The organism is Stenotrophomonas rhizophila (assembly GCF_007667275.1).
GTDB classification, from domain to species: domain Bacteria; phylum Pseudomonadota; class Gammaproteobacteria; order Xanthomonadales; family Xanthomonadaceae; genus Stenotrophomonas; species Stenotrophomonas maltophilia_AE.
In genome coordinates, this window is record NZ_VDQT01000005.1 from 344542 (window position 1) to 360569 (window position 16028).

A 16028-nucleotide genomic window follows, 5' to 3' on the forward strand; every position below is an offset into this window, starting at 1 on the left:
TTAGTCGGCTGCGCGCAGCGCGCCGGCGGCCAGCCGACTAACAGTCGGCTCTACCACCGTCAGCAGTACCCGCCATTCTTTTCAGTAAACCGTCGCGCGGGCCTGCACGAACGAGAAGAAGAACACAGCGTTCGGATCGTTCTGCACCAGGCTGAACTCGCGGCGCATGCCGTCGACCGTTTCCTGGTCCACCAGGCCCGCCTCCAGCAGCGGGTCGGCGGCGGAGAGCAGCACCTGCTCCCAGAACGCGATCATGGTCTTGCGCCGGGCCGGGTCGCGGTTGTCCAGGTGGATGGTCTTGATCTCGGTGTGCACGTCGCGGAAGCCACCGGCCAGCAGCAGGTTGCCGAGCTTGGCGCCGACGAACGGGTCGCCGCCGTGGTCGTATTGGAAGTCGTTGAAGGCCATCCAGTAGCGCCAGATGTGCGGCGAGTACGGATCGAGCAGGAACGAGGCGTTCATCACTTCGGTGACGTACACCGGGGAGCCCGGGACCAGCACCCGGCGCACTTCGCTGAGCACGCGGGCCGGGGAGGGCACGTGTTCGAGCACCCAGCACAGGAAGGCGGAATCGAAGTCGCGGGCGCCGAAGGGGAGGTTGCCGGCGTCGGCCTGCAGCAGGCTGTAGCGCTCGCTGCACCACGGGGTCTTCTCCAGGTTGCGGCGGGCGGTGGCCAGCTGCGCGTCGCTGAGGTCGACGCCGGTGACATGCAGGTCCGGGAAGCGGCGCAGCAGGATCTCGGTCTGGGCGCCGACGCCGCTGCCGACCTCGAGCAGGCGCTTGGCGCCGCTGTAGTCGATGTTGTTGAAGATGGTCGGCTCCAGCAACCGGGCCTGGGTGACCAGGCGGTGCTGTTCGGTGTCGGAGAAGCCGTGCAGGTAGGTGGGGGCGGCAATCGGGGTCATGGCGGTCACGTGGCGCTGGGCCGGGCTCGGCATCGGGAATGGATCAGGCAGCGGAGGACAGCGGTTCGCCGGCGGCCAGTGCAGTGAAATAGTCGGTGGTCAGGGCGATCTGGGCGGCGGCATCGTCGGCACGGTTGACGACGGCGCGGAACGCGGCATTCTCGGGCCGGTCCTTGGCGTACCAGCCCAGGTGCTTGCGGGCGATGCGCACGCCCTGCGGTTCGCCGTAGAAGGCGTGCAGGGCATGCAGGTGGCCGAGCAGGATATCGCGCACTTCGTCCAGCGACGGCGGCGGCAGCAGGGTGCCGGTGGCCAGGTAATGCGCCACTTCGCGGAAGATCCACGGGCGCCCCTGGGCGGCGCGGCCGATCATGACGGCGTCGACGCCGGTGTGCGCCAGCACGTGCGCGGCCTTCTGCGGCGAGTCGATGTCGCCGTTGGCGATCACGGGAATGCGCAGGGCGGCTTTGATCGCGGCGATGGTCTCGTATTCGGCGCTGCCGGTGTAATGCTGGTCGCGGGTGCGGCCGTGCACGGCAAGGGCGGCGATGCCGCTGTCTTCGGCGATGTGGGCGATGCGCGTGCCGTTGCGGTGGTCGCAGTCCCAGCCGGTGCGGATCTTGAGGGTAACGGGCACGTCGACGGCGTTGACGACGGCGCCGAGGATGCGGGCGACGAGGTCCTCGTCGCGCATCAGAGCGGAGCCGGCCCAGGCGTTGCAGACCTTCTTGGCCGGGCAGCCCATGTTGATGTCGATGATCTGGGCGCCGTGGTCGACGTTGTAGCGGGCGGCGTCGGCCAGTTGCTGTGGTTCGGTGCCGGCGATCTGCACGCTGATCGGATCGGGTTCGCCGGCATGGTCCATGCGGTGGATCGACTTGCGGGTAGTCCAGAAGCGCGGATCGGAGATGGTCATCTCCGAGGCAGCCAGACCCGCGCCGAGCCGTTTGCACAGCAGCCGGAACGGCTTGTCGGTGACGCCGGCCATGGGCGCAAGCACCACGTTGGGCTGGATGTTGTAGGGACCAATCTGCATGCGGCCATTGTAGTGCCGGCCCATGGCCGGCAACCACGCAGAGCCCTGCGATCCGGCCCCACATTCAGGCCGATCCGGAAGGCCCTGATGCCGTACGGGCATGAGCAGATGCTTGACGGTTGCTTCCAGCGTCTCCACCGGTGCGCGATGGTGGCCAGTTGAAACAAAAAACCGGCGCTTTCGCGCCGGTTCCGGTAGCGCACGACCGTTGGTCGTGCGGATTTTCGCGCGTCATTACACGTCCGCGGGCGTGAAATGCGGCATCGCCACGGCGGCGCCTTCCTTTTCCGTGGAGCGGCCGGCGAACTGGTTGGCGAAGCGGACGTGGCGCGAGAACGCGGCGTCCGGGTCCTGGGCCAGGGAGGCGACCAGGGCGCCGTTGAAGGCATCGCCGGCGCCGGTGGTGTCCATCACCTGGACCTGTTCGGCGCCCACGCGGTAGTAGGGCTGGGTGTCGCCGCGCAGGGTTTCTTCAGCATGCGAGACGAACACGCCGACCGCGCCGAGGGTGACCACCACGGTGCCGTTGCCGACCAGCTTGCGGCACAGGGCGTGCAGGCTGGCGCCGTCGAGGGCGGCGACGTCGTCGGCGTCCACGCGTTCGCCGACGTGGCGCCCGAGCAGGGCGGCGAACTCGGTTTCGTTGGGGGTGAGGATGTCGGCCAGCTTGAGCAGGCCGATGCTGGACGGGGCGTCGGCGGGGGCGGCGTTGAGCACGGTGGTGACGCCGGCTTCGCGGGCGATGGCCAGGGCCGCTTCGATCGTTTCCACCGGCGACTCGAGCTGGGCCAGCACGACCTTGGCGCCGGCCAGCAGCGCGCGCTGCTGGTCGATGTAGGCGGTGCTGAGCGCGGCATTGGCGCCGGGGCCGATCACGATGGTGTTGCGGCCACGGCTGTCGACGTAGATGCCGCCGGTGCCGGTCGGTTCGCTGCTGGCTTCGGCGCTGAGGGCGAAGCCGTCCTGTTCGGCCAGGCCGCGGGCCATGGCGCCGCCGGCGTCGTCGCCGAGGGCGCACAGGAAGGTGGTCGGGGCGCCGGCGCGGCGGGCAGCCACGGCCTGGTTGAAGCCCTTGCCGCCGGGACCGGTGCTGTAGCGGCCGGCGATGGTCGCACCGGGGGCCGGGAGCGACTCGCAACGCCAGACATGATCCACGTTGAAGGAACCGACAACGACGACACTGCTACTCATAAAGATTGCTTCTCTAAAACGGATATCAGCTGAAATGCGTCAGCACGCCGGCGATGGTCGCCGTCATGAAGGTGGCGATGGTACCGCCGAGCACGGCACGCAGGCCGAACCGGGCCAGGTCGTGGCGGCGTTCCGGGGCCAGACCACCAATACCACCGATCTGGATCGCGATCGAGCTGAAGTTGGCGAAACCGCACAGGGCGTAAGTGGCGATCAGGCGGCCTTCAGCCGACAGCGACACGCCGGGCACCTGGCCGTTGACGATTTCCGACAGTTTCGAATACGCCACGAACTCGTTGATCACCACTTTCTGGCCGATCAGCGAACCCACGGTGGTGGCATCGGCCCAAGGGGTGCCGATCACCCAGGCGATCGGGGCGAGCAGGTAGCCGAAGATCGTCGACAGGTCGGTCGGGCGGCCCAGCGCGGCCTGCAGGCCGGTGATTTCACCCAGCCAGGTCAGCGGTGCGTTGAGCAGGGCGATCAGGGCGATGAAGGCCAGCAGCATGGCGCCGATGTTAAGGGCCAGCTTGAGGCCGTCGCCGGCGCCGGCCGCGGCCGCGTCGATGATGTTGCTGGAGGTCTTTTCGACTTCCATCTTGACCGTGCCGCGGGTCAGCGGGGTGCCGGTTTCCGGCACCAGCAGCTTGGCCACGACCAGGGTGGCCGGGGCGGCCATGATGCTGGCGGCGAGCAGGTGCTTGGCGTAGAAGGCCTGCTGCACCGGGTCGTTGCCGCCGAGCATGCCCACGTAGGCAGCCAGCACGCCGCCTGCGATGTGGGCCATGCCGCCGATCATCATGGTGATCAGCTCGGACTGGGTCATCCTGGCGATGTACGGACGCACGGTGAGCGGTGCTTCGGTCTGGCCGATGAACACGCTGGCGCAGACGCTGGTGGTTTCCGCGCCGGACACGCGCATCACCTTGGTGATCGCCCAGGCCATGCCGCGCACGATCATCTGCATCACGTTGAGGTGGTACATGACCCCCATCAGCGCGGAGAAGAAGATGATGGTGGGCAGCACCTGGAAGGCGAAGATGAAACCGAACCGGCTGGTGTCCATCAGGCTGCCGAAGATGAAGCCGGAGCCTTCGTTGACGAAGCTCAGGATCTTCACGAAGCCCTTGCCGAGCGCATCGAACACGTCGCGGCCGCCGGGGACCAGCAGCACCAGCGCGGCGAACGCGATCTGCAGGGCGATACCGGTGACCACCAGGCGCCAGTCGACGGCGCGCTTGTTGTTGGAGAACAGCCAGGCGATGCCGATCAGCACTGCCAACCCAAAGAGGCCGAAGCCAATCCTGCCCAAACCTTCGACCATGAGACTCCCCTGGGGCGCCGCGAAAAACGGGAAGCCTAGAGCAGCGGCAGGGGCGGAGCAAGGAAAAGCCGCGTGCGGGGGGCGATTGGCCGCGATCGGGCAAGCAACGCCAAGGGGCGGGCCCGCCACGGCTACACTGGTGGGCCACGCCCGGGCCGCGTCCCGGCGCAGCCAAACGCGTTCAGTTTTCTACCTTTTCCGCAGGAGAATCGCATGCATTACCGCCGCCTGGGCTCGTCCGGCCTGAAGCTGTCGGCCCTGTCTTTCGGGGCCTGGGTCACCTTCGGCGACCAGATCGGGCGCGACGAGGCCCGCAACCTGGTCGCCTGCGCCTGGGATCACGGCATCAACTTCTTCGACAACGCCGAGGGCTACGCGCGCGGCCGTGCCGAGCAGGTGATGGGCGACGTGATCGCCGACCTGCGCCTGCCGCGCGACGGGGTGTGCGTGTCCAGCAAAGTGTTCTTCGGTTCGGTCGACGATCCGCGGCCGACCCAGCACGGACTGTCGCGCAAACATGTGACCGACGCCTGCCACGCGGCGCTCAAGCGCCTGCGGGTGGACTATCTGGACCTGTATTACTGCCACCGGCCGGACCAGGACACGCCGATCGGTGAGACGGTACGGGCGATGGACACTCTGATCCAGCAGGGCAAGGTGCTGTACTGGGGCACCTCGGAATGGTCGGCGGCGCAGATCCAGGAAGCGGTCGACTTCGCCCGCGCCCACAACCTGCACCTGCCCAGCATGGAACAGCCGCAGTACAACCTGCTGCACCGCGAGCGGGTGGAGCGCGAATACGCCCCGCTGTATGCAGACCCGGGCTTGGGCACCACGATCTTCTCGCCGCTGGCGTCGGGCCTGCTCAGTGGCAAGTACAACGCCGGCTTCGACCCGGAGTCGCGGCTGGGCCAGGGCCAGATGGGCTGGCTGAAGGACCTGGTGCTGGGCAATCAGGCCGAGCAGCGCCTGCATAGAGTGCGCGACTTCAGCGCCCTGGCCGCCGAACTGGGCCACGCCCCGGCGCAGCTGGCCATCGCCTGGTGCCTGCGCAACCCGAACGTGTCCAGCGTGATCCTCGGCGCCAGCCGGGTAAGCCAGCTGGAGCAGAACCTGGGCGCCCTTGACGTCCTCGAGCAGGTCGCGGACGCCGACTGGAGCCGGGTGGAAGCAGTCTTCGCCCCCTGACGTAGAGCCACGCCCTGCGTGGCTTCGCGGTGCCTGATTCCACGCGCACAGCCACGCAGGGCGTGGCTCTACCAATAGATCACATCAATCGAAATCCAGAAATCGATCATCAATTCCATCAATGAACATGAGAATGGTTGTTGATTGTCAACTGAGAATCATTATCATCTAAGTCGTCCCTCGCACGAGTCCAGACGATGAATACTCAAGCTGCTGTACTGCTGCGCCCCGAAACGCTGACCCTTCGCGACCGTCCGGTCCGGGCCGTTCCGGCCGAAGAAGTGATCGACAGCGAGGCCCTGCTCAAGGGTCGCCGCGAAATCCTGATCCAGCACGGTGACCGCTTCTACCGTCTGCGCCATACCAGCAACGACAAGCTAATCCTCACCAAGTAACGGCCTGCCTCCCCCACGGGATGCACCCGCGCGGCCGTTCGGGTGCACCGTCCGCCCGCCGCCGCCACCGCTCTCTCCCCCTCGGCACGTCGCCTGCGACCTTGCGGTCCGGGCGTCGGTCGGGGGTCTCCTTCCGCGCCCAGCGAAATCCGCCCACCCCATGACCCGTCCTGCCGTTTTGAGCCTTGCCGTGTGGCTGGCGCTGCCGCTTGCTGCCCACGCCGCCGCCCCCGCCAGCCCCGATGCCGCCAACGCGCGTGATTTCGATCGCGTGCAGGTCACCGCCACCCGCACCGAACGTGCGCTCAGCGACGTGGCCGCCACGGTCGATGTGATCGACCGCGAGCAGCTGGATGACCATCTGGTCCGCGACATCAAGGACCTGGTCCGCTACCAACCCGGTATCTCGGTGACCCGCAGCCCGGCGCGGTTCGGCCTGGGCGGATTCCGCATCCGCGGCCTGGACGGCAACCGCGTCCTGGTCCAGACCGACGGCATCGCCATGCCCAAGGCGTTCCTGATCGGCAGCTTCTCCGACGCCAACCGCAACTTCACCGACCTGGAAACGCTCAAGCGGGTCGAGATCGTGCGCGGCCCGGCCAGCGCGCTGTACGGCTCCGACGCCCTCGGCGGGGTGGTGGCGTTCGTCACCAAGGACCCGGCCGACTACCTCAAGGACGGCAAGGACAGCCATGTCGGACTGAAGTTCGGCTACGACGGCGAATGGAACGGCCTGCTCGGCAGCGCGACCACGGCCTTCGGCGGCGATCGCTGGAGCGGGATGGTGAACATCAACCATCGCCAAGGGCAGGAAACCGAAAGCATGGGCGACGTGCGCAGCAACGACCGCACCCGCACCGCCGCCAACCCGCAGGAGCGTGACGGCCGCAGCGTGCTGGGCAAGCTGGTGTACGCCCCCAGCGAGGACCAGCGCTTCCGGCTGACCGTGGAAGGCAACGAAGACAGCGTCGACACCGACGTGCTGTCGGCCATCGACCACACCACCACCACCGGCATGCAGGCGCGTGACCACCAGACCCGGGCGCGCGTGTCGTTCGCGCATGAGATGGACAACCTCGCCGCTGGCTTCGCCGACAGCCTGTCCTGGCAGCTGTACCGCCAGGACAGCGAAACCACCCAGCGTACCGACGAACAGCGCGCCAACCGCACCACGCGCCACCGCGAGTTCAACTTCGACCAGCGCGTCTACGGCCTGCAGGCGGCGTTCCACAAAGCGCTGCAGACCGGCGCGGTCGAACACGCGTTGACCTATGGTTTCGATGGCACCTGGACCGAAACCCGGCAGAAGCGGGATGGTTACCAGGTCCTTGCCAACGGCCAGACCAGTACCACGATCCTGCCCGATGCGTTCCCGGTGCGCGATTTCCCGATCAGCAGAACCACCGAGCTGGGCCTGTACGCGCAGGATGAGATGCGCTTCGCCGATGGCCGCTTCTCGCTGGTGCCGGGCGTGCGCGTTGACCACTACGAGCTGCGCCCGGACGTGGATGCGATCTTCGCCGCGGACAACCCTGGCATGCCGGTGTCCGACCTGACCAAGACCAGCGTTTCCCCGAAGCTGGGCATGGTCTGGCGCTTCGCCGATGCGTGGTCGCTGTTTGCCGGCTACTCGCACGGCTTCCGCTCGCCGCCCTACAACGATGTCAACCTTGGCTTCACCAACGTGATGTTCGGGTACACCGCCATTCCGAATCCGGACCTCAAGCCGGAAACCAGCGACGGCCTGGAGCTGGGGCTGCGCCTGGTCACCCCGGCGGCGTACGTGAGCCTGAGCGGCTACTACAACGACTACAAGGATTTCATCGAGTCACAGCGCCAGGTCGGCGTCAATCCGCAGGGTCTGATCGTGTTCCAGTCGCAGAACATCGCCGATGCGGAAATCTACGGTGTCGAACTCAAGGCCGGGGTCGATTTCGGCCAGCTCAGCAGCACGCTGGACGGCTGGTCGATGAACGGCGCGGTGGCGTGGTCGCGTGGCCAGGACAAGACCGAAGACGTGCCGCTGGAATCGATCGATCCGCTGCGCGGCACGCTGGGCGTCGCCTTCGATCGCGACGCGTGGGGGGTGGAACTGCTTGGCACCTTCGCCCGACGCAAGGACCGCATGGCCAGCGCCACCGCGTTCCGCCCCGCCGGTTACGGCGTGCTGGACCTGGTCGCGCACTGGGACTTCGCCCCGGGGGCGAAGTTCAACGTCGGCGTGTTCAACCTCGGCGACCGCAAATACATCGACTATTCGTCGATCACCTCCACGCTCGCCACCAACAGCAGCGTGATCGACCGTTACACCAACCCTGGCCGGAACGTATCGGCCAGCCTTGCCGTGAGCTGGTAGCCATCATGAGCCGAGCCCTTTCCGCATTGCGATCCCCCGACCGGTACCTGCGCCCTGGCCAGTTGCCTTCCCCGGAACAGCTGGCGGCACTGGGCACGGTGCTGTGCCTGTACCGCCCCGAGAGCAGCGAGCTGGGCGGCTGGAAACACGCCGTTTCTGCGCACGCCTGCCAAGGCATGGACAGCGAAGGCATCCGCGAAAGCCTGTGCTTCGCCGACGCCCGAGGACGCTGCTGCTGGCGGCTGTACCTGCTGCCCGACAGCGATTTCCTGGCCTGGGACCGGCTGGTGTCGGCGTTCCCGGCGCGGCCGGAACCGGCCAACGACGGCGGCGTGGCCGAACGCCTGTGGCGTCGCCTGGCCACGCGGCTGGGCGGCGAACCGTGGCGGATGTGCGCGCTGCGCCTGCATGCCGGCGACGCCCAGGGCCTGGCCGCCAGCGTCGCCTCGCTGTCGACGCTGGGCGCGACCGCGGCGCGCCGCATCGCGCGGGTCGAGGGCGCCGACGGCGAACTGTGGGTCGACGATGCCAACGTGGTCCCGCTCATCCAACTTTCCTCCTGAAGGCAGCTTCAAAGATGAATCTGAAATCCGTAGCGACACGCCACGCGTGTCCCATGCACGCGCCAGGCACCACGCAGGACACGCATGGCGTGTCGCTACGCGCCTGCGCAGGCGTTGCGTGGTTGCTGCTTGCCGGCAGCGGCATCGCCCACGCCCAGCCCGCCGACGCGGCGCGCGACCACGCCAGCATCCTGGCGATGAAGGGCGAACACATCGTCGACTTCGCGTTCGACGAAACCGTCCTGCTCAAGCCTGGCTACGAGCGTGCGCCCGCGGTGCGCAGTGGTGGCAACGAAGTAGTGATCGTGGTCGAGGACAGCCCGAAGCGGGTCGTGCTGCAGCACCTGCTGGTGGATGGCAAGAGCGGCCATGTCACCAAGCACTGGCGTCAGGACTGGGTGTACGAGGCACCGAGCCGCTTCGAGTTCAACGCCGACCAGACCTGGCAGGTGCGCGCGATCGACCCGGCCGTGACGGCCGGTGCCTGGACCCAGTGCGTGTATGAAGTCAGCGACGCACCGCGCTACTGCGGCACCGGCAAATGGGAGTACCGCAACGGCGTGGCTACCTGGACCAGCGACCCCGGCTGGCGGCCGCTGCCGCGCCGCGAATACACCCGTCGCAGCGATTACAACGCGCTGGCGGTGGTCAACCGGCATACGCTGACCCCCAACGGCTGGACCCACGAGCAGTTCAACACCAAGATCCTGCGCGGGGCCGACGGCAGCCAGCAGGAGATCGCGCGCGAGTTCGGCTTCAACGACTACACCCGCACTACCGAGGTCGACTTCAAGCCGGCCTACGACTACTGGACCGCCACCGCCGATTACTGGGCCAGGGTGCGCACGCGCTGGAACGGCTTCCTCGGCCAGGCTCCGGGTGTACACCTGAAGACGAAGCTCGACGGCATGGCGATGATCATCCCGCTGTTCACCCAGGCCCAGGACATCCAGGACGGAAAGAAGGTCAAGGACGCGCAGATCGATGCGGTGTTCAAGCAGTGGGTGGAAAAGGCGCCAGCGGAAACCCGATGACGCAGGCCACCGCATCCCCACCTGGTCCGGTGCGGGTGCGGGGCTGCGCTGGATGATGGATTCGTGGAGGTTCTTCCTCCACGGCAGGCAGCTACTGGAAGAACCTGCAGACAGAGGTCCTTCCTGCCATGCATTTCCCGAACCTGCTCACTGCCGTGGTCGGCGCCGCCGCCGCCTTCCAGGGCACGCGCGCCGCGCCTGTCGCAACGCCCCGCAGCGGGGCGCCCCTTCCCCTCAGCGGAATCGACAACATCGCCCTGCCGCCGGTGCTCACGGCGTCGTTGCACCGCAGTTACGCCGCCTGCCAGCAGCTCATCGAGGGCAATCCGCGCTTGTTTGGTGCCCTGAGCGACACGGGCGCGCAGTCCCTGTGCATCGCCCAGGCGGGACTGGAGGCCGGCTTCGGGCGTGCGCTGCAGGCACGACCGAGCGAAATCGCGTTGCTGCGGGAAGGCCTGCACCGGCTGGCAGGCAGCCGCTCACGTAATCCCATGCCCGCGCCGGTGACCGCGGAACACCCGCTGCAACACCTGCGCTGGATCAACTTCCAGGACTATCGGCTCAGCAGCTCGACCCGGTATGCCGACCAGCTTGAACGCCAGGTTGCGGTGCTCCGCGCACATGTTCCGCCGGCCAAGCGCGGCTCGCTGGATGACGCGCGCCACGCGTCGCAGGCGCCGGCCTGCCGCCAGGCGTGGAAACGGCAGCTGCCGGGCTGGGTGCGCACCGAAATCGCCGACCGCAGCACCCTGGTGACCATGCGCGAAGTCGGCAATCCGGAATCGATCAGCCGTGCGCAGGCCGATGCGCTGCGTGCGGATCTTGCACAGATGCGTTTCGGACGCACCGCCATGAAGCAGCGCATGCATGAGGATGCACTGGCCGCGTTGGTTGCTGCCGGGTGAGCGCTGCGCGCTTACTCCTTGAACATCAAAAACGCGGCAACCACGATCAGGCCGAACGCCGCGTAGTGGTTCCACTTCAGCGGCTGGTCCAGGTAGAACGCGGAAAACACCGCGAACACCACCAGCGTGATCACTTCCTGCATGCCCTTCAGCTGCGGCGCCGAGTACACCGCGCTGCCCAACCGGTTGCCGGGGACCTGCAGGCAGTACTCGAAGAAGGCGATGCCCCAGCTGACCAGGATCACCATCATCAACGGCGCGCTCTTGTACTTGAGGTGGCCGTACCAGGCGAAGGTCATGAAGATGTTGCTGCCGAGCAGCAGCAACACGGGGTAGAGGTAGGCGGTGAACGACGTGCCGGGCATCGGAAGGTGTCTCGAAAACGTGGGAAGGGCAATGGTAGCCCCGGCCGTTGGCCGGACCACGTGATGCCCTGCCGCCCTGAAGGGCCGGCCAACGGCCGGCGCTACTGTCAGGCTTCCCGCAGGGCCAGCGCCGGCGGGGTATGCAGGATCCGCCGCGTGCCCCACCAGCCGGCCAGCATGCTCAGTGCCACGCCGAGCACGCCGCCTACCAGCAGCGGGGCCCACGGGGGGCTGAGCTGCAGTTCGAACACCTGCCGGGCGACCACGCTGCCCAGCAGTGCCGCCGTGCCCACCGCCAGCAGCGAGGACAGCAGCCCCAGCGCACCGAACTCCACCAGCACCGCGCCGCGCAGCTGGGTGCGGGTGGCACCCAGGGTGCGCAGCACTGCGCTGTCGTAGCGCCGCTCGCCGGCGGTGGCCTGCAGCGCGGCCAGCAGCACCAGCACCCCGGCCAGCAGGCTGAAGCCCATCACCAGCTGCACCGCCTGGGTGACCCGGTCCACCACCTCGCGTACCCGCTGCAGGATGCTGTCGATATCCAGCAGCGATATGTTCGGATGGTCGCGGGTCAGCCCGGCCAGCGCCGGTGCCTGCGCGCGCGGCAGGTGGAAGGCGGTGATCAGGTTGTACGGCGCATCGCCGACCGCGCCCTCGTTGAGCAGCAGGAAGAAGTTGACCCGGAACGAGTCCCAGTCGGCCTTGCGGATGCTGGTCACGGTGAACGTGCGCTCCTGTTCGCCCATCTGCAGGGTGACGGTGTCGCCCAGCTGCATGCCGTAGCGCTCCGACCAGCCTTCTTCGATCGACGCCTCGGCGCCGGTGCTGCCGGGCGCCCAGTAGCGTCCACTCACCAGCGTGTTGGCCGGCGGGAAATCATGCCGCCAGGAGAAGTTGACCGGACGGTTGGCATCGTCGTCGCCATTGCTGTTGTCCTCGCGCTCCTGGCGTTGCGGCGGTCGCCCGTTGACGGCCAGCAGGCGGCCGGTACTGAACGGCTCGATCCCCGGCGTGCGCACGCCCAGGCCAGCGAGGGTGTCCAGCACCGCCTGGCGCTGCTCCGGCTGGATGTTCATCAGGAAGTAGTTCGGAGTGTCGCTGGGCAGGCGGTCGCGCCACTGCGCCAGCAGCCCCGGGCCGATCACCGACAGCAGCAGCAACGCGCACAGCGACAGGGACAGTCCGACCAGCTGCATCACCGCCAGCCCGCGGCGGCGGGTAAGCGCGGCCAGCCCCAGCTTCCAGCGACCGCGCAGGCGCGGCTGCAGGCCGCGCAGCAGCCACAGCAGGGTCGCGCCGGCGGCCCCGGCCAGCAGCGCCAGCGCGGCCAGCCCGCCCAGCACCCAGGCCGCCAGCCGCACGTCGCCGGTGGCCTGCACGGTCAGTGCCACGGTGGCGGCCAGCGCGGCCGCGTAGACCAGCATCGAACTCGGCGGCAGGGTGGCGAAGCTGCGGTTGAGCACGCGCATCGGCGGCACCTTGCGCAGCCGCAGCAGCGGCGGCAGGCCGAACCCCAGCAGCAGCACCAGGCCGATGCCGGCGCCGCTCAGCGCCGGGGTCGCCTGCGGCAGCGGCAACCGGCCCGGGATCAGGCCACCCAGCGCCTGCACCAGCCCGGCCTGCGCGGCCATGCCCAGCCCGATGCCGACCAGGCATGCCGGAATGGCCAGCAGCACCAGCTGCAGCGCCATCGCACTGAGGATGTCGCGCTGGCGCGCGCCCAGGCAGCGCAGCACCGCAACCTGGTCGATGCGGCGCAGTGCGAAGCGGTTGGCAGCCAGTGCGGTGGCCACCCCGGCCAGCAGCACCGCCAGCAGCGCGGCCAGCGACAGGAAGCGGCCGGCCAGGTCGAACGCGCCGCGTACGCCGCGCTGCGCGTCGGCGATGCCGACGATGCGCAGGCCCTTCGCGCGCGGCTGCAACCAGCCGCGGAAATCGGCAATGGCGGCCGCGTCGCCGGCGAACATCATCCGGTACGACGCCCGGCTGCCGGGGCCGAGCAGGCCGGCGCGGTCCACGTCCACGCGGTTCACCAGCAGCGGCGGCGACAACTGCATCAACTCGCCGGAGGTATCCGGCTCCGCCTGCAGCACGCGGGTGACGGTGAGTGTGCCGGCACCGAATTCGAGTGCGTCGCCGACCTTCAGGCCCAAGGCCTGGATCAGGCGCGGATCAGCATAGGCCTCGCCGGGCGGCGGGGTTCCGGCGACCTCGCCGGCGCCGCCGGGCGCGCGGCTGACGCGCAGTTCCCCGCGCAGCGGATAGCCGGCGCCGACCGCCTTGATGTTGGCCATCTGGCTGGCATCGCCATGGAACAGCACGCTGGGGAAGCTGACCATGCGGGTGCTGGCCAGCCCGCGCGTCCTGGCCTCGTCGGCGAAGGCCTGGGGCACGTCCTCGCGCCCGCCCAGGCCCAGGTCGCCGCCGAGCATTTCGGCGGCACTGCTGGTCAGGGCCAGGGTGACCCGGTTGACCAGCGTGCCCACCGCCGTCATCACCGCCACGCCCAGCACCAGCGCGGCGAACACGGTCAGCAGGTCACCGGCCAGGAATTCCCGCCGCAATGCGCGCGCGGCATGACGCAGGACGTTCATGCGTTGATTCCGGCCGCATCCACCAGTCGACCGCCGTCGAGCCGGTAGATGCGTTCGCAACGCTGCGCCAGGCGCAGGTCGTGGGTGACCAGCACCAGGGTGGTGTCGCTGGTGGCATTGAGCGCGAACAGCAGGTCGCTGATCTGCTGCCCGGTGGCCTGGTCCAGGCTGCCGGTGGGCTCGTCGGCGAACAGGATCCGCGGGCGTGCCACGAACGCCCGCGCCAGCGCCACGCGCTGCTGTTCGCCGCCGGACAGTTGGCGCGGGTAATGCCGCGCGCGGTGATCCAGGCCCACCTGGGCCAGCACCTCGCGAACCCGCGCGGCGTCCTCGCGGCCGGCCAGTTCCAGCGGCAGCGCGATGTTTTCCTCGGCAGTCAGCGCCGGCAGCAGGTGGAAACTCTGGAACACGAAGCCGACCTCGCGCGCGCGCAGCTGGGCACGGGCTTCCTCGTCCAGCGCACCCAGCGAGGCCCCGGCCAGGGCGATGTCGCCACGGCTGGGCAGGTCCAGCCCGGCCAGCAGGCCGAGCAGGGTGGTCTTGCCCGATCCGGAGGCGCCGACGATGGCCACGCTCTCGCCTTCATGGACGGTCATGTCGATGTTGTCCAGTATGTGGACTTCACCCTCCGGGCCACGCGCGGATTTGCCCACGTCGTGGGCGGCGATGGCGACGGGCGCGCTGCGGGGGGACAGGCTGTCGATGAGGATTCTCCAATGTACCGAGCAAAGTGGGCGGGCCGCGCGGCCCTTTCGTTCTGGATGCTGGCAGCGTTGCTGCTGGTGCCGGCGCTGGCATGTGCCAAAGGTGCCGACACCCGGCCCGCGGTGCTGGTGGTGGGCGACAGCCTCAGTGCTGCCCACAATATCCCGGCCGCCTCCGGGTGGGTGAACCTGCTTCAGCAGCGGGTCAACCAGCAGGTCAAACCGCCGCCGGCGGTCATCAACGCCAGCATCAGCGGCGAGACCACCGCCGGCGCGCTGACCCGGCTGCCGGCGCTGCTGCAGAAACACCGGCCGTCGGTGGTGGTGATCGCGCTGGGCGGCAACGATGCGCTGCGCGGGCTGACCCCGGCGCAGCTGCGCGGCAACCTGGAAAAGATGATCGTGGCCAGCCAGAAGGCCGGTGCGCGGGTGCTGCTGCTGGGCATCGACGTGCCGCCCAACTACGGGCCGGCCTACCGCGACCGGCTGCGCCAGACCTATGCCGGGCTGGCCGGCCAGTACAAGGTGCCGCTGCTGCCGTTCCTGCTGGAAGACGTGGCGTTGAAGCCCGGGATGATGCAATCGGACGGCCTCCACCCCACCGCAGCTGCGCAGCCGCAGGTGCTGGAGAACGTCTGGCCGTTGCTGAAACCCCTGCTGTGATGAATATTTCAGCGGGGTGTGAGCGGCTTCACATCGCGTCTACCGACGATCCGGCATGTTTCACAAAGCTGAAGAAAGAGGGACTCCCATGCGTCAGACAAAGGAAACCTCCGGCCTGGTGCTGGTGGTCGAAGACAACCGCAATATCTCCGAGATGATCGGTGAATACCTGGAAGGCCGCGGATTCGAGGTCGACTACGCCCAGGACGGGCTGGACGGCTACCGCCTTGCGGCCGAGAACAGCTACGACGTGGTGGTGCTGGACCTGATGCTGCCGCGCCTGGACGGCATCGAAGTCTGTCGCCGGCTGCGCAACGACGCCCGCAAGTCGACGCCGGTGCTGATGCTGACCGCGCGCGACACGTTGGACGACAAGTTGACCGGCCTCGGTTTCGGTGCGGACGATTACCTGACCAAGCCGTTTGCGATCCAGGAACTGGAAGCCCGCCTGCGCGCGCTGATCCGCCGCGAACGTCGCCAGGTGGGGTCGGAGGTGCTCAAGGTGGCCGACCTGGTGCTCGATCCGGTCAGCATGCGGGCCACGCGTGCCGGCACCGAGCTGCAGCTGTCGCCGATCGGGCTGCGCCTGCTCACCATCCTGATGCGCGAGTCGCCGCGCGTGGTCACCCGCCAGGAAATCGAGCGCGAGATCTGGGGCAATGGCCTGCCGGATTCGGATACGCTGCGCAGCCACCTGTACAACCTGCGCAAGATCATCGACAAGCCGTTCGACCGTCCGCTGCTGCACACCGTGCAGAGCGCCGGCTACCGGATTGCCGATATCGCGCAGCCGATGAGCTGATGCGA

Annotated in this window: 15 protein-coding genes; 8 read left to right on the forward strand and 7 right to left on the reverse strand. The window is 68.3% G+C overall.

Annotated features, from left to right (window positions below; all coding sequences use genetic code 11):
* Nucleotides 1-81: 81 nt before the first annotated feature.
* From FSZ13_RS16725 to FSZ13_RS16740, 4 genes are all read right to left on the reverse strand, one after another.
* A complete protein-coding gene (locus tag FSZ13_RS16725; protein ID WP_145481550.1) occupies nt 82-906 on the reverse strand; it encodes a methyltransferase domain-containing protein in 825 nt (274 codons plus the stop codon).
* Nucleotides 907-949: 43 nt separating this feature from the next.
* Entirely contained in the window at nt 950-1942 is a 993-nt protein-coding gene (gene dusB, locus FSZ13_RS16730) for a tRNA dihydrouridine synthase DusB (protein ID WP_145481551.1), read from the reverse strand.
* 234 nt (nt 1943-2176) lie between these two features.
* A complete protein-coding gene (locus tag FSZ13_RS16735) occupies nt 2177-3133 on the reverse strand; it encodes a ribokinase (RefSeq protein ID WP_145481552.1) in 957 nt (318 codons plus the stop codon).
* A gap of 25 nt (nt 3134-3158) precedes the next feature.
* Nucleotides 3159-4457, reverse strand: coding sequence for a NupC/NupG family nucleoside CNT transporter (locus tag FSZ13_RS16740; RefSeq protein WP_145481553.1), 1299 nt, complete (start codon nt 4455-4457; stop codon nt 3159-3161).
* Nucleotides 4458-4670: 213 nt separating this feature from the next.
* Here FSZ13_RS16740 and FSZ13_RS16745 point away from each other — a divergent pair, with 213 nt between their 5' ends.
* From FSZ13_RS16745 to FSZ13_RS16770, 6 genes are all read left to right on the forward strand, one after another.
* Nucleotides 4671-5645, forward strand: a complete 975-nt coding sequence (locus FSZ13_RS16745) for a potassium channel beta subunit family protein (RefSeq protein ID WP_145481554.1) — start codon at nt 4671-4673, stop codon at nt 5643-5645.
* 197 nt (nt 5646-5842) lie between these two features.
* The gene (hemP, locus tag FSZ13_RS16750; RefSeq protein WP_068849295.1) at nt 5843-6040 is read left to right on the forward strand and encodes a hemin uptake protein HemP; all 198 of its coding nucleotides are present in this window, start codon (nt 5843-5845) and stop codon (nt 6038-6040) included.
* 160 nt (nt 6041-6200) lie between these two features.
* Complete coding sequence (locus tag FSZ13_RS16755) at nt 6201-8396, forward strand: TonB-dependent hemoglobin/transferrin/lactoferrin family receptor (protein WP_186308972.1); 2196 nt, start codon at nt 6201-6203, stop codon at nt 8394-8396.
* A 5-nt stretch (nt 8397-8401) separates the two neighbouring features.
* Nucleotides 8402-8959: a Hemin transport protein gene (locus tag FSZ13_RS16760; RefSeq protein WP_145481555.1), complete on the forward strand. Its 558-nt coding sequence runs from the start codon at nt 8402-8404 to the stop codon at nt 8957-8959.
* Between the two features lie 53 nt (nt 8960-9012).
* The gene (locus FSZ13_RS16765; protein ID WP_260844225.1) at nt 9013-9993 is read left to right on the forward strand and encodes a DUF6607 family protein; all 981 of its coding nucleotides are present in this window, start codon (nt 9013-9015) and stop codon (nt 9991-9993) included.
* 128 nt (nt 9994-10121) lie between these two features.
* Nucleotides 10122-10898, forward strand: coding sequence for a hypothetical protein (locus FSZ13_RS16770; protein WP_145481556.1), 777 nt, complete (start codon nt 10122-10124; stop codon nt 10896-10898).
* 11 nt (nt 10899-10909) lie between these two features.
* Here the strand turns inward: FSZ13_RS16770 and FSZ13_RS16775 are convergent, their stop codons facing one another.
* The 3 genes from FSZ13_RS16775 to FSZ13_RS16785 all read right to left on the reverse strand — a co-directional run bounded on the left by FSZ13_RS16775 (nt 10910) and on the right by FSZ13_RS16785 (nt 14450).
* Complete coding sequence (locus FSZ13_RS16775) at nt 10910-11263, reverse strand: DMT family protein (protein ID WP_068849300.1); 354 nt, start codon at nt 11261-11263, stop codon at nt 10910-10912.
* A gap of 107 nt (nt 11264-11370) precedes the next feature.
* Entirely contained in the window at nt 11371-13854 is a 2484-nt protein-coding gene (locus FSZ13_RS16780; protein WP_145481557.1) for an ABC transporter permease, read from the reverse strand.
* Nucleotides 13851-14450 (reverse strand): ABC transporter ATP-binding protein, encoded by a 600-nt coding sequence (locus FSZ13_RS16785; protein ID WP_145481558.1) that lies wholly within the window; start codon nt 14448-14450, stop codon nt 13851-13853. The genes FSZ13_RS16780 and FSZ13_RS16785 overlap by 4 nt, the downstream gene beginning before the upstream one ends.
* A 120-nt stretch (nt 14451-14570) precedes the next feature.
* Between FSZ13_RS16785 and FSZ13_RS16790 the strand changes: the two genes are divergently transcribed.
* A complete protein-coding gene (locus FSZ13_RS16790) occupies nt 14571-15221 on the forward strand; it encodes an arylesterase (RefSeq protein WP_145481559.1) in 651 nt (216 codons plus the stop codon).
* 88 nt (nt 15222-15309) lie between these two features.
* Complete coding sequence (locus FSZ13_RS16795; RefSeq protein WP_019182442.1) at nt 15310-16023, forward strand: response regulator transcription factor; 714 nt, start codon at nt 15310-15312, stop codon at nt 16021-16023.
* Nucleotides 16024-16028 lie beyond the last annotated feature (5 nt).

What these genes read in the sequence shown, in the direction of transcription:
- FSZ13_RS16725 (WP_145481550.1), bottom strand. Translation starts at nt 906, where the DNA reads ATGACCCCGATTGCCGCCCCCACCTACCTGCACGGCTTCTCCGACACC.
- dusB (WP_145481551.1), bottom strand. Translation starts at nt 1,942, where the DNA reads ATGCAGATTGGTCCCTACAACATCCAGCCCAACGTGGTGCTTGCGCCC.
- FSZ13_RS16735 (WP_145481552.1), bottom strand. Translation starts at nt 3,133, where the DNA reads ATGAGTAGCAGTGTCGTCGTTGTCGGTTCCTTCAACGTGGATCATGTC.
- FSZ13_RS16740 (WP_145481553.1), bottom strand. Translation starts at nt 4,457, where the DNA reads ATGGTCGAAGGTTTGGGCAGGATTGGCTTCGGCCTCTTTGGGTTGGCA.
- FSZ13_RS16745 (WP_145481554.1), top strand. Translation starts at nt 4,671, where the DNA reads ATGCATTACCGCCGCCTGGGCTCGTCCGGCCTGAAGCTGTCGGCCCTG.
- hemP (WP_068849295.1), top strand. Translation starts at nt 5,843, where the DNA reads ATGAATACTCAAGCTGCTGTACTGCTGCGCCCCGAAACGCTGACCCTT.
- FSZ13_RS16755 (WP_186308972.1), top strand. Translation starts at nt 6,201, where the DNA reads ATGACCCGTCCTGCCGTTTTGAGCCTTGCCGTGTGGCTGGCGCTGCCG.
- FSZ13_RS16760 (WP_145481555.1), top strand. Translation starts at nt 8,402, where the DNA reads ATGAGCCGAGCCCTTTCCGCATTGCGATCCCCCGACCGGTACCTGCGC.
- FSZ13_RS16765 (WP_260844225.1), top strand. Translation starts at nt 9,013, where the DNA reads ATGCACGCGCCAGGCACCACGCAGGACACGCATGGCGTGTCGCTACGC.
- FSZ13_RS16770 (WP_145481556.1), top strand. Translation starts at nt 10,122, where the DNA reads ATGCATTTCCCGAACCTGCTCACTGCCGTGGTCGGCGCCGCCGCCGCC.
- FSZ13_RS16775 (WP_068849300.1), bottom strand. Translation starts at nt 11,263, where the DNA reads ATGCCCGGCACGTCGTTCACCGCCTACCTCTACCCCGTGTTGCTGCTG.
- FSZ13_RS16780 (WP_145481557.1), bottom strand. Translation starts at nt 13,854, where the DNA reads ATGAACGTCCTGCGTCATGCCGCGCGCGCATTGCGGCGGGAATTCCTG.
- FSZ13_RS16785 (WP_145481558.1), bottom strand. Translation starts at nt 14,450, where the DNA reads ATGACCGTCCATGAAGGCGAGAGCGTGGCCATCGTCGGCGCCTCCGGA.
- FSZ13_RS16790 (WP_145481559.1), top strand. Translation starts at nt 14,571, where the DNA reads ATGTACCGAGCAAAGTGGGCGGGCCGCGCGGCCCTTTCGTTCTGGATG.
- FSZ13_RS16795 (WP_019182442.1), top strand. Translation starts at nt 15,310, where the DNA reads ATGCGTCAGACAAAGGAAACCTCCGGCCTGGTGCTGGTGGTCGAAGAC.